This window comes from Nocardiopsis sp. LOL_012, assembly GCF_048060475.1.
Lineage (GTDB): Bacteria > Actinomycetota > Actinomycetes > Streptosporangiales > Streptosporangiaceae > Nocardiopsis.
This window is the reverse complement of the sequence record NZ_JBHMIV010000014.1, coordinates 67667-80195: the sequence shown is the minus strand read 5'-3', so window position 1 is coordinate 80195 and position 12529 is coordinate 67667. Positions and strand designations below refer to the sequence as shown.

At 74.1% G+C, this 12529-nt stretch carries 10 protein-coding genes and 1 riboswitch; of the genes, 9 read left to right on the top strand and 1 reads right to left on the bottom strand.

Annotation, left to right across the window (positions count from 1 at the left end; translation table 11 throughout):
- Positions 1-2: 2 nt before the first annotated feature.
- Positions 3-761: an SDR family oxidoreductase gene (locus tag ACFHWE_RS11460; RefSeq protein WP_416600977.1), complete on the bottom strand. Its 759-nt coding sequence runs from the start codon at positions 759-761 to the stop codon at positions 3-5.
- A gap of 102 nt (positions 762-863) precedes the next feature.
- On the opposite strand from ACFHWE_RS11460, the gene ACFHWE_RS11455 reads away from it, so the two are divergent.
- From ACFHWE_RS11455 to ACFHWE_RS11415, 9 genes are all read left to right on the top strand, one after another.
- Positions 864-1715 carry a helix-turn-helix transcriptional regulator gene (locus ACFHWE_RS11455; RefSeq protein ID WP_416600975.1) on the top strand — a complete coding sequence of 284 codons (852 nt, stop codon included), beginning with the start codon at positions 864-866 and terminating at the stop codon, positions 1713-1715.
- A gap of 162 nt (positions 1716-1877) precedes the next feature.
- The gene (locus ACFHWE_RS11450) at positions 1878-2759 is read left to right on the top strand and encodes a hypothetical protein (RefSeq protein ID WP_416600973.1); all 882 of its coding nucleotides are present in this window, start codon (positions 1878-1880) and stop codon (positions 2757-2759) included.
- A gap of 43 nt (positions 2760-2802) precedes the next feature.
- Positions 2803-3013, top strand: a riboswitch (cobalamin riboswitch).
- A gap of 58 nt (positions 3014-3071) precedes the next feature.
- Positions 3072-4106 carry an ABC transporter substrate-binding protein gene (locus ACFHWE_RS11445; RefSeq protein WP_416600971.1) on the top strand — a complete coding sequence of 345 codons (1035 nt, stop codon included), beginning with the start codon at positions 3072-3074 and terminating at the stop codon, positions 4104-4106.
- The gene (locus ACFHWE_RS11440) at positions 4103-5119 is read left to right on the top strand and encodes a FecCD family ABC transporter permease (protein WP_416600969.1); all 1017 of its coding nucleotides are present in this window, start codon (positions 4103-4105) and stop codon (positions 5117-5119) included. The genes ACFHWE_RS11445 and ACFHWE_RS11440 overlap by 4 nt, the downstream gene beginning before the upstream one ends.
- Positions 5116-5997, top strand: a complete 882-nt coding sequence (locus ACFHWE_RS11435) for an ABC transporter ATP-binding protein (protein WP_416600967.1) — start codon at positions 5116-5118, stop codon at positions 5995-5997. Before ACFHWE_RS11440 ends, ACFHWE_RS11435 begins: the two co-directional genes overlap by 4 nt.
- Entirely contained in the window at positions 5994-9581 is a 3588-nt protein-coding gene (gene cobN / locus ACFHWE_RS11430; RefSeq protein ID WP_416600965.1) for a cobaltochelatase subunit CobN, read from the top strand. The genes ACFHWE_RS11435 and cobN overlap by 4 nt, the downstream gene beginning before the upstream one ends.
- Positions 9578-10303, top strand: a complete 726-nt coding sequence (gene cobF, locus ACFHWE_RS11425) for a precorrin-6A synthase (deacetylating) (protein ID WP_416600963.1) — start codon at positions 9578-9580, stop codon at positions 10301-10303. Before cobN ends, cobF begins: the two co-directional genes overlap by 4 nt.
- Complete coding sequence (locus ACFHWE_RS11420; RefSeq protein WP_416600961.1) at positions 10300-11808, top strand: cobyric acid synthase; 1509 nt, start codon at positions 10300-10302, stop codon at positions 11806-11808. Before cobF ends, ACFHWE_RS11420 begins: the two co-directional genes overlap by 4 nt.
- Positions 11805-12527, top strand: coding sequence for a cobalt-precorrin-6A reductase (locus ACFHWE_RS11415; RefSeq protein ID WP_416600959.1), 723 nt, complete (start codon positions 11805-11807; stop codon positions 12525-12527). The genes ACFHWE_RS11420 and ACFHWE_RS11415 overlap by 4 nt, the downstream gene beginning before the upstream one ends.
- Positions 12528-12529: the final 2 nt, after the last annotated feature.

Sequence of the window (12529 nt, the reverse complement as noted above, 5' to 3'; positions counted from 1 at the left end):
CGCTAAACGATCCCGCCGTTGGCGCGCACGATCTGGCCGTTGACCCAGTGCCCGGCGGACGAGGCCAGGAAGGCCACGGTCGCGGCCATGTCCTCGGGGGTGCCCAGCCGCTCCAGTGGGGCCCGCCGGGCGAGCGCGGCCACGGTCTCCTCGTCCTTGCCCTCGAAGAAGAGCTCGGTGGCCGTGGGGCCGGGGGCGACGGCGTTGACGCTCACGTCGCGGCCCCGCAGCTCCTGTGCAAGGACCTGGGTCATCGCCTCTACGGCCCCCTTGCTCGCCGCGTAGGCACCGTAGGAGGGGAAGCGCAGGCCGACGACCGAGGAGGACAGCGTCACGATCACGCCGCCGGGACGGACCCGCCGGGCCGCCTGTTGGGCGACCACGAAGGCGCCGCGGACGTTGGTGCGGTGCAGGGCGTCGAACTCCGCCAGGTCGAGGTCGGCGATCGGTGCGAGCGCGATCCGCCCGGCGGAGTGGACCACCGCGTCCACCCCGCCGAAGGCCCGCTCGGCGGTGTCGAAGGTCTCCGCGACCGCGTCCGGGTCGGCGACGTCGGCGGCCGACGCCAGCGCCCGACCGCCGCCCGCCTCGATCTCGCCCACCACGGCGTCGGCCTCACCCTTGTTCGCGGCGTAGCCGACGACGACCGCCATGCCCTGACCGGCGAGGGTGAGGGCGACGGCGCGGCCGATCCCCCGTGATCCTCCGGTGACGACCGCGACGCGGGGCTCCGCGATGTTCGTGCTGTTCCGTGTGGTCATGCCCCCATACTGGGCGGCTTCAGAAAGAAGTGGCAGAGGCTCCGGACAGGGGGGACGCCGTCCCCTGTCTCCCGCCGCCGGACAGGGCGCACACTGGAGGCGATGAGTACCGCCAAGTACGCCGAACTCGGTGCCTTCCTGCGCTCGCGCCGCGACCGCGTGCGCCCCTGCGACGTGGGCCTGCCGCACGGGCCGCGCCGCCGCGTGCCGGGGCTGCGGCGCGACGAGGTCGCCCAGTTGGCGGGGGCCTCGGTGGAGTACTACACCGAACTGGAGCGCGGCCGCGGCTCCCAGCCCTCGGAGCAGATGCTGAGCGCGCTGGCGCGGGCGCTGCGGCTCACCCGCGACGAGCGCGACCACCTCTACCGTCTGGCGCACCGCCCGGTGCCCGTCGACGGCGGCGGCGCCTCGCACGTCCACCCGGGCATGCTGGACCTGCTCGACCGGCTGGACACCACACCGGCCCAGGTGATCACCGACCTGCACGTCACACTCGTCCAGAACCGGCTGGCGGTCGCGCTGCTCGGCGACCAGTCGGGGTTCCACGGCAGGCGGGCGAGCTTCGTCTACCGGTGGTTCACCGACCCCGCCGCCCGCGACCTCTACCCCGAGGAGGACCACGACGGCCAGACGCGCGCCTTCGCCGCCGACCTCAGGGCGGCGGCGGGGCGGCGGGAGTCGTCGGACGCCGAGGCCGCGTCCCTGGTCACGGCGCTGCTCGGCGAGTCAACGGAGTTCGCGCGGGTGTGGGCCGAGCACGATGTGGCGTTCCGGCGCCAGGACCGCAAGCGGATCCGGCACCCGGAGTTGGGGACCCTGGAGGTCGACTGTCTGAACCTGTTCAGCGAGGACGGGCGCCAGCGGCTGCTGTGGTTCACCCCGGCCGTCGGTACCGACAGCGCCGACCGCCTCGCGCTACTGTCGGTGCTCGGCACACAGGACATGGCCCGGTAGCGGCCGGGATCTGTCCCGGTACACGGGCGGTGGATATCATCGGGTTCCAGCACCGGTGCGGCGTCGACCAATTCCCATGTGCCCCCAGGGAGCGGCGGAGAGGCCCCGGGGTCGACGCCCGCGCGGAGCGGACCCCCGGCCGTCTGCCCGAGATGAGATCGCGTGCGCCGTTTCCTCCCCCTGTTCCTCTCCCCCGTCCTCCTGCTCACCGCCTGCGAGGGCATGACCGCGGGCTACCAGCCGCCGTTCGTCCCCGTCACCCTCGAAGTGGGCTCCGACGGCGAGGTCGCCGTCACCGCTGGAGCACAGATCACCACACCCGTGGGCACCTTCTCCGTCGAACAGGAGCACTGGAGCAGCTACGAACCCCCCGAGGACCAACTCGCCCTCTTCGTCCGCCACGAACAGGACGGCGAGGACCTCGACAGCGTCTACACCATCGACGCCGAAGTCGAAGCCGTCGTGGAACTCGACGGCCAATCGGTGGTCACCGTCCTCAATCGGCGCGTCCTCGTCGACGTCCGTGAACAGGGCACCGCACAGATCCACCTGCGCGAGATCCAGCCCGAACGCGACCTCGACCCCGAATTCCACCCCGCCCTGCTCACCGACCACGAACTGGCCATCGGCGGTGAACCCTGTGAGGGGTTCCTGTGCAGGTCCTACTCCTGGGTCGACCTGGATCCGCCAGGCTCGGCGATCCCCTTGGCCCAGGACCAGGAGGAGGAGTCCAAAGAGGCCGACCTGTCCTGGCTGAGCCGTATGTCGGGGATGCCGTTCACGCACAGCGAGTTCATCGGTGCCTTCCACAACAGCGGCGGGTTCTCCGCGGCCTCACTGGGCGAGCGGTCGGCGGACTACCGGGGGTGCTACGAGGCACTGTCCGACACCGGGGGCCTGCTCGGCTCCTGGGCGACGGGGGTCACGTCACAGGAGGGAGAGCGCTTCTGCGTGCGTACCACGAACGGCGGGGTCGCGCTGGTGGAGGTGCTCGACGCGTCCGACCACTCCGCCCGCCTGTCCTACACCCTGTGGGTGGGGTGACGCGGACCAGTCGGCTTCGCCCTCCCTACGGCAAAGGGCGGCTTGGTACCCTTCCAGGGCCAGTCGTACCACTTTCGTGGTCAGGGAATCCGGTGCGAATCCGGGACTGACGCGCAGCGGTGATGGGGACGGGCGGGGTATCGCGCCACTGGGCGGGGCCGCGGCGACCGAGCGTCGGAGCGGCACCGGCCTGGGAAGGCACCCCGTCCGGGTGAACCAGAGTCCGAAGACCTGCTGGCACCCGCGCGCCGACCGCGCGCGGCGTCCACGGCCAGGCTCCGCGTTCGAGCCCCGACACAAAGGCATACCTCCATGCTGCGTACAGCGCCGTCCCCCGCCCCTGCCCTGCTCGCCCTCTCCCTCCTGGCCACCGCCTGCGGCGCGGCCCCCGGGGAGGTGGGCGACGGCTCCGAGGCCGCCGCAAGCACCCCCGCCATCGACAACTGCGGGTACGAGATCCCCTTGGGCTCGCCCCCGGAGCGGGTCGTCTCCCTCAACCAGGGCACCACCGAGATCCTGCTCTCCCTCGGCCTTGAGGACCGCGTGGTCGGCACCGCCACCTGGACCGACCCGATCATGGCGGGGCTGGAGGAGGCGAACTCCGGCATCCCGCGCCTGGCCGACAACAATCCGTCCTTCGAGGCGGTCCTGGAGGCCGAGCCGGACTTCGTGACCGCCTCCTTCGAGTCCACGCTCGGCACGGGCGGCGTCGCCACCCGGGAGCAGTTCGAGGAGCTGGGCGTGGGCACCTACGTGTCCCCCTCCGACTGCGCGGCGGGCAAGGACAACGACAGCGGCGGCGACGGCTCGCGCAGTGAGGCGCTCACCCTGGACACCGTCTACGGGGAGGTGCGCGACCTGGCCCGGATCTTCGGGGTGGCCGAGCGCGGCGAGGAGCTCGTCGCGGAGCTGGAACAGCGGGTGGAGGCGGCCACAGACGGGCTGGACGCCACGGACGTGACGGTCATGTACTGGTTCGCCAACTCCGAGTCGCCCTACCTCGCGGGCTGCTGCGGCGCCCCCGGCATCATCACCCGCGCGGTGGGCGCGGAGAACGCCTTCGACGACACCCACGACGAGTGGCCCCAGATCAACTGGGAGACCGTCGCCGACCGCGACCCGGACGTCATCGTGCTCGGCGACCTGACCCGCGACTCGCAGACGGCGGAGACCGCGCAGGCCAAGACCGGCTTCCTGGAGGACAACCCCGCCACCGCCGAACTCACCGCCGTGCGCGAGGGGCGCTACGTCCTGCTCAGCGGGCAGGCCATGAACCCGACCATCCGCACGGTTGAGGGCATCGAGATCGTCGCCGCCGGGCTGCGGGATCTCGGGCTCGCCCAGTGAGGGCCCTCCAGCTCGTCCTGCTGGTCGTCGGCGGGCTGGTGGCGCTGGCCGCGTCGATCGCGGTCTCGGTGACCATCGGCCCCGCCGACATCTCCACCCTCGACGTGTGGCGGTCCGTCTGCGCCCGCCTGGGGTGGGGCGAGTCCCCGCTGAGCGCGCTGCGCGAGGGCATCGTGTGGGACCTGCGCATGCCGCGCACCCTGCTCGCCGCGGTGTGCGGGGCGGGGCTGGCCCTGTGCGGGGCGGTCATGCAGTCCCTGCTGCGCAACCCGCTCGCCGACCCGTTCGTGCTCGGGGTGTCCTCAGGCGCCTCGACCGGCGCGGTCGCGGTGCTGGTGCTGGGCTGGGGCGCCGGCGCGGTGTCCCTGTCGGCGGGCGCCTTCGTGGGTGCGCTGGCCTCCTTCGGCCTGGTGATGCTGCTGGCGCACACTCTCGGCGGCAGCCTGGACCGGGTGGTGCTGTCCGGGGTCGCGGCCATGCAGTTGTTCTCGGCGCTGACCTCAGTGATCGTGCTGACGTCGGCGTCGGCGGAGACCACCCGGGGCGTGCTGTTCTGGCTGCTGGGCTCGCTCAGCGGTTCGCGGTGGTCCGACGTGGCACTGTGCGCGGGCGTGCTGGGCCTGGTGCTCGCCGTCTGCCTCGCGCACAGCACCACCCTGGACGGGTTCGCCTTCGGTGAGGAAGCGGCGGCGAGCCTGGGCATCCGGGTGCCCCGGGTACGTCTGGTGCTGCTGTGCGCAACCGCGCTGCTCACGGCGGCGCTCGTCAGCTCGGCGGGGGCGATCGGTTTCGTGGGGCTGGTGCTGCCGCACGCCACCCGTGCGCTCACCGGCCCCGGGCACGCGCGGCTGCTGCCCGTCACGGCGCTGATCGGCGCCGTCTTCCTGGTGTGGGTGGACACGGTCGCCCGCACCGTGCTCGACCCGCAGGAGATCCCGGTGGGGGTGGTGACCTCCCTCATCGGGGTGCCCGCCTTCGTCGCCGTGCTCTATCGCGCCAGGAGGCACACGTGAGAGACCTCGAACCCGGCGCGGCGCCCTCCGGCGGGCTGCGCGCCGACGCCGTGGGGCGCCGGACCGGACGGCGGCTGGTCCTGGACGGCGTCACACTCGCCCCGCGGCCCGGCGAGACCGTCGGCCTGCTGGGGCCCAACGGTTCGGGCAAGTCCACCCTGCTCAGGATCCTCGGCGGCGTCCTCGAACCCACCGCGGGGACGGTCACCCTGGACGGCCGTCCGCTGCACCGGTACGGCCGCCGCGCCGCCGCGCGCCGTATCGCCGCCGTCCAGCAGAGCTCCCAGGCCCAGACCGAGCTGACCGTGCGGGACGTGGTGTCCCTGGGGCGCATCCCGCACCGCCGCCCCTGGTCGGCGGCCTCCGGTGCGGACCGCCGGGCCGTGGACGCGGCCCTGGAGCGGGCCGGGCTCACCGGCCGGGCGGACCAGTCCTGGCACACCCTGTCCGGCGGCGAGCGCCAGCGTGCCCAGATCGCACGCGCCCTCGCCCAGGAGCCGAACGAGCTGCTGCTCGACGAGCCCACCAACCACCTCGACATCCAGCACCAGATCGACCTGATGGAGCTGATCACGGGCCTGCCCGTCACCACCGTGATCGCCCTGCACGACCTCAACCTGGCCGCGATGTACTGCGACCGCCTGCTCGTCCTGCGCGGCGGCCGCGCCGTCGCGGAGGGCCCGCCCGCCCAGGTCCTGACCCCGTCGCTCATCGCGGACGTCTACGGGGTCCGGGCCGAGGTCGGCTCCGGGCCGGGGTATCCGGTGATCCGGTTCCTGCGGCGCGGCGACGGAAGCGGCGGACAGGGGGCGGTACACGCGAACGCACACGGCACGACCACGACCACCGTCAGCACCGAGGAAGGAATCCGACCTTGACGCGGATCGCCCTGCTGTCCACCTCCGACACCGACCTGCTCTCCGCACGGGCCAGCGGAGCCGACTACACGTGGGCCAACCCCTCACGCGCCTCCGAGGCCGTGCTCACCGACACCGTCGGGGGCGCCGACGTGGTGGTGGTGCGGCTGCTGGGCTCCCCGCACGACCTGTGGCCGGGCCTGGCCGACGTCCGGGGGCGCGGCACACCGCTGGTCGTCCTCGGCGGCGAGCAGCAGCCCAGCGCCGAACTGATGGAGCACTCCACCGTCCCCATCGGGCTGGCGGCCGACGCCCACCGCTACCTCGCGGAGGGCGGGCCGGCCAACCTGGGGCGCCTGCACGCCTTCCTGTCGGACACCGTGCTGCTGACCGGGGAGGGGTTCGAGCCGCCCGAGCCCGTCCCGGCGTGGGGCCGCGGCGAACGCGACCTGCCCGACGCCCCGGGGCTGCCCCGGGTGGGCATCCTCTACTACCGGGCGCACGAGGCAAGCGGCAACACCGCGTTCGCGCACGCGCTGGCCGACGCGGTCGACGCCACCGGGGCGGCCGTGGGCGTGCCCGTGTTCGCGGGGTCGCTGCGCTCGGCTCCCGACGACCTGTTCGAGGCGCTGGCGGAGTTCGACGCCCTGGTGGTCACCGTGCTGGCGGCGGGCGGCAGTGTGCCCGCGTCGGCGGGGGCGGGCGGCCACGACGAGGCGTGGGACGTGGAGCGGATCGCCGCGCTGGACGTGCCGGTACTCCAGGGGCTGTGCCTGACCAGTTCGCGCACCGACTGGGAGGCCTCCGACGACGGGGTCACCCCGCTGGACTCGGCGAGCCAGATCGCCATCCCGGAGTTCGACGGGCGGATCATCACGGTGCCGTTCTCCTTCAAGGAGTTCGACAGCGACGGGCTGCCCCGCTACCGTGCCGACGCCGAGCGCTGCGCCCGCCTGGCCGGAACGGCGGCCGCCCACGCCCGGCTGCGGCACGTGCCGCCCGCCGAGAAGCGGATCGCGGTGGTGCTGTCGGCCTACCCCACCAAGCACTCGCGGATCGGCAACGCGGTCGGCCTGGACACCCCGCGGTCGCTGGTGCGACTGCTGTGCCGCCTGCGCGCCGAGGGCTACGACCTGGGCGAACCCGGTGCCCTGCCCGGCCTGGACCTGGCCGACGACACCGAGGCCGGGGACGCCCTGGTGCACGCCCTGATCGCGGCGGGCGGCCAGGACGAGGACTGGCTGACCTCCGGGCAGATGACCGACGCCCAGGTGCGGATCACGCCTGAGGAGTACGCCGCCTGGACCGGGCACCTGCCCGCGCCGCTGAAGGAGGCGATGGCCGAGCACTGGGGTCCCGCGCCCGGCCGCCTGTACGTCAACGGCTCCGGTGAGCTGGTCCTGGCGGCGATGCGCGCCGGGAACGTCGTCGTCCTGGTCCAGCCGCCGCGCGGGTTCGGGGAGAACCCGGTGGCGATCTACCACGACCCGGACCTGCCGCCGAGCCACCACTACCTGGCCGCCTACCGGTGGCTGGAGCACGGGTTCGGCGCGCATGCCATCGTCCACCTGGGCAAGCACGGCTCCCTGGAGTGGCTGCCGGGCAAGAACGCCGCGCTGTCGGCCGGGTGCGCCACGGACGCGGTGCTCGGGGACCTGCCGCTGGTGTACCCGTTCCTGGTCAACGACCCGGGCGAGGGGGCGCAGGCCAAGCGCCGCGCCCACGCCACGGTCGTCGACCACCTCATCCCGCCGATGGCGCGCGCGGAGACCTACGGCGACATCACACGGCTGGAGCAGTTGCTGGACGAGTACGCCAACATCGCGGCCATGGACCCGGCGAAGCTGCCCGCGATCCGCGGCGAGATCTGGTCGCTGATGCGCGCGGCGGAGATGCACCGCGACCTGGGCCTGGAGGAGCGGCCCGGTGACGAGGAGTTCGACGACTTCCTGCTGCACGTCGACGGCTGGCTGTGCGAGATCAAGGACGTGCAGATCCGCGACGGCCTGCACGTGCTCGGCGAGGCGCCGGCGGGCGGGACGCGGGTGAACCTCGTGCTGGCCGTGCTGCGGGCCGCGCAGGTCTGGAGCGGCGAGCGGGCGGCGCTGCCCGGACTGCGGTCCGCCCTCGGACTGAAGGAGGGCGCGCCCACCGCCGAGGTCGACGAGGTGGAGGCGCGCGCCCGCGACCTCGTCGAGCGGATGGAGGCCGCCGGCTGGGACCCGGCCGCCGCGGCCGGCCTGCACGACGAACCCGAGGTACGCCGCGTCCTGGAGTTCGCGGCCGCCCAGGTGGTGCCGCGCCTGGCGCGTACCACCGACGAACTCGACCACACCGTCCACGCCCTGGCGGGCGGGTACGTCCCGGCGGGCCCGTCCGGGTCACCGCTGCGCGGCCTGGTCAACGTGCTGCCCACGGGCCGCAACTTCTACACCGTCGACCCGCGCGCCGTGCCCTCCCGGCTGGCCTGGCAGACCGGGCAGGCGATGGCCGAATCGCTGCTGCGCCGCCACCTGGAGGAGACCGGCACCTATCCGGAGTCGGTGGGGCTGTCGGTGTGGGGCACTTCCGCGATGCGCACCTCCGGCGACGACATCGCCGAGGTCCTGGCGCTGCTGGGCGTGCGCCCGGAGTGGGACGAGGCCTCGCGGCGGGTCTCCCGCCTGGACGTGGTGCCGCTGGAGGAGCTGGGACGTCCGCGCGTGGACGTCACCGTGCGCATCTCCGGCTTCTTCCGCGACGCGTTCCCGCACGTGGTGGCCCTGCTGGACGACGCCGTGACCCTGGTCGCCGACCTGGAGGAGCCGGACGAACAGAACTTCGTGCGCGCCCACGCCCGCGCCGACCTGGCCGAGCACGGCGACCGGAGGCGCGCCACCACCCGCATCTTCGGGTCCGCGCCCGGCTCCTACGGCGCGGGCATCCTTCAGGTGGTGGAGTCGGGCACCTGGCGCGACGACCGCGACCTGGCGGAGGTGTACACGGCCTGGGGCGGGTTCGCCTACGGGCGCGGTCTGGACGGCGCCCCGGCCGCCGACGACATGCGCACCAACTACCGCCGGATCAAGGTCGCGGCGAAGAACATCGACAGCGCCGAGCACGACATCGCCGACTCCGACGACTACTTCCAGTACCACGGTGGCATGGTGGCCACGGTGCGCGCCCTGACCGGCTCCGACCCCAAGGCCTACGTGGGCGACTCCACCTCGCCCGACGCGGTGCGCACCCGCACCCTGGGCGAGGAGACGGCGCGCGTGTTCCGGGCCCGGGTGGTGAACCCGCGCTGGATCTCCGCGATGCGCCGCCACGGCTACAAGGGCGCCTTCGAGCTGGCGGCGACGGTGGACTACCTGTTCGGGTTCGACGCCACGGCCGGGGTCGTGCACGACTGGATGTACGAGAGGCTCGCGGCGGAGTACGTGCTGGACGAGGCGACGCAGGAGTTCCTGCGCCGCTCGAACCCGTGGGCGCTGCACGGGATCGTGGAGCGGCTGCACGAGGCGGCGCGGCGCGGGCTGTGGGCCGAGCCGGCCCCGGCGACGCTGGAGGCGCTGACCGAGGTCTACCTGGAGGTGGAGGGCGACTTGGAGGACCGGGCGGAGTGAGGGTACGGATCCTCGGTATCGGGATGGGGCCTCAGCACGTCACGGGCGAGGTCGCCGACGCACTGCGGGGCTGCGACTACGCGGTGGCGGCCCGCAAGCGTGACGGCGACGCCCTGCTGGCCGTGCGCCGACAGGTCTGCGACGCCTACGGTGTGCCCCTGGTGGCCGTGCCCGACCCCGAACGCGACCGCGACCCGGCGGACTACCGGGCCGCGGTCGCCGCGTGGCACGAGGCGCGCGTGGCCGCCTACGAGCGGGTGCTCGGCGAGCGCGGCGGGACGGCGGCGTTCCTGGTGTGGGGCGACCCGTCGCTGTACGACTCCACCCTGCGGATCGTGCGCCGGATCGCCGAACGGGGGGCGGTCCCGGTGGAGTTCGACGTGCTGCCGGGGGTCGGTGCCCCGCAACTGCTGGCCGCGCGGCACCGGATCGTGCTGCACGGGGTGGGCCGCCCGGTGCACGTCGTCCCGGCGCGCGGACTGGGCGGGGCGGTGGCCGCCGGGCTGGACGGGATCGTCGTCATGCTCGGCGGGGAGCAGCCGGTGTTCGAGGGGCTGGAGGGGTGGTCGGTGTGGTGGGGTGCCAACCTGGGCACCGACAGCGAGGAGCTGGTCGCCGGGCGGGTCGGCGACGTGCTGCCCGCGATCGGTGCGGCACGGTCCAGGGCGAGGGAGCGGGCCGGGTGGGTCATGGACATCGCCCTGTTGAGGAGGCCGGAATGAGTGCCGCCGGGGTGAGGCGTGCCGGGCTGCTGGTGGCCGGGACCACCTCCGACGCGGGCAAGAGCGCCGTGGCCACCGGGCTGTGCCGGGCCTTCGTGCGGCGCGGGGTGCGGGTGGCGCCCTACAAGGCGCAGAACATGTCCAACAACTCGATGGTCTGCCACGGCCCGGACGGCCGCCCGGCGGAGATCGGGCGCGCCCAGTGGGTGCAGGCGGTGGCCGCCCGAGCCGTGCCGGAGCCCGCCATGAACCCGGTGCTGCTCAAACCGGGCGGCGACCGGCGCAGCCACGCCGTCCTGCTCGGCCACCCGGCGGGCGAGGTGTCCTCCTGCGACTGGGAGGCGGGCCGCCGCCACCTGGCGCGGGCCGCGCACGCCGCCTTCGACGACCTGGCCGCGCGCTACGACGTGGTCGTCGCCGAGGGCGCGGGCAGCCCCGCCGAGATCAACCTGCGCTCGGGGGACTACGTGAACATGGGGCTGGCCCGGCACGCGGACCTGCCGGCGGTGGTGGTCGGCGACATCGACCGGGGCGGGGTGTTCGCCGCGATGTACGGCACGGTGGGGCTGCTGGAGGCGGCGGACCAGGCGCTGATGGCGGGGTTCGTGGTCAACAAGTTCCGGGGGGATCCCGCGCTGCTGCGGCCCGGCCTGGCCGACCTGGAGCGGATGACCGGGCGGCGGGTGTACGGCACCCTGCCGTGGGACCGGAGGCTGTGGCTGGACTCCGAGGACGCCCTGGACCTGGAGGGCCGCCGTTCGCCGGGAACCGCCGCCCGCAAGGTGGCGGTGGTGCGGCTGCCCCGGATCAGCAACTTCACCGACGTGGACGCCCTGGGGCTGGAGCCCGGCCTGGACGTGGTGTTCGCCTCCGGCCCGCGCGACCTGGCCGACGCGGACCTGGTGGTGCTGCCCGGCACCCGGGCCACCCTCGCCGACCTGGCGTGGCTGCGTGCGCGCGGGCTTGACCGGGCCGTCACCGAACACGTGCGGCGCGGGCGTCCGCTGCTCGGCGTCTGCGGCGGGTTCCAGATGCTCGGCCGGGCCGTCGCCGACCCCGAGGGGGTGGAGGCCGCACCGGGCGCGTCGGCGGAGGGCCTGGGGCTGCTCGACGTGCGCACCGATTTCACCGGGGAGAAGACCCTGGGCCTGCCGTCCGGAAAGGCGTGGGGCGTGCCCGTGCACGGCTACGAGATCCACCACGGCCGGGTCGCGGTGGGCGGCGGCGCGGAGGCGTTCCCGGGCGGGGCGCGTGCGGGCAAGGTGTTCGGCACCCTGTGGCACGGCTGTCTGGAGGGCGACGCCTTCCGCTCCGCCTTCCTGGCCGAGGCGCTCGGCCTGGAGCCCTCCGGGGTGTGCTTCGCCAACGCCCGGGAGCGGCGTATCGACCTGCTCGCCGACCTGTTGGAGGAGCATGTGGACACCGGCGCGCTGCTCGACCTGGCGCGCGAGGGCGCGCCGGAGGGGCTGCCGGTGCTGGCCCCCGGTGGAAGCGGTGCCGCGTGAGACTCCTGCTGTTGGGCGGTACGTCCGAGGCCCGCGAGCTCGCCGGTCTCCTGGTGGAGGCGGGCGTGGACGTGACCACGTCGCTGGCCGGACGGGTGACCCGGCCGCGCCTGCCGGTGGGCCGGGTGCGCGTCGGCGGGTTCGGAGGGGTGCCGGGGCTGCGCGCGGCGCTCGCGGACTACGACGCGGTGGTGGACGCCACCCACCCCTTCGCGCTGGGCATGAGCGCCAACGCCGCGGCGGCCTGCACCGATCTTCCGCTGCTGCGGTTGGAGCGGCCCGGGTGGGAGCCCGATCCGGCCTGGTACTACGTCGACGACCACGGGGAGGCCGCCGCGCGGGCCGCCGAACTCGGGGAGCGGCCCTTCCTCACGGTGGGCCGCCAGGAGCTGGCCCGGTTCGTCCCGGCGCTGGGGCCGCTGGCGGTGCTGGCCCGGGTGGTGGACGTGCCCGACCTGGACCTGCCCGCCGCCTGGCGACTGGTGGCGAGCCGGGGCCCCTACGGGCTGGGCGGTGAGCGGGAGCTGATGGCCGGGCACGGCACGGACGTACTGGTGACCAAGGACGCGGGCGGTACCTACACCTGGCCGAAGATGGCGGCGGCACGGCTGCTGGGCGTGCCGGTGGTTGTGGTGCGCCGCCCGCCGGGCCCGGCCGGGGTTCCCACCGTCCACGACGTGGCGTCGGCCTTCGACTGGGTGCGCGCCCTGCGCCGGTGAAC

Coding starts and splice junctions, on each gene's coding strand:
- ACFHWE_RS11455 (WP_416600975.1), top strand. CDS start 864: ATGAGTACCGCCAAGTACGCCGAACTCGGTGCCTTCCTGCGCTCGCGC.
- ACFHWE_RS11420 (WP_416600961.1), top strand. CDS start 10,300: ATGAGTGCCGCCGGGGTGAGGCGTGCCGGGCTGCTGGTGGCCGGGACC.
- ACFHWE_RS11460 (WP_416600977.1), bottom strand. CDS start 761: ATGACCACACGGAACAGCACGAACATCGCGGAGCCCCGCGTCGCGGTC.
- ACFHWE_RS11445 (WP_416600971.1), top strand. CDS start 3,072: ATGCTGCGTACAGCGCCGTCCCCCGCCCCTGCCCTGCTCGCCCTCTCC.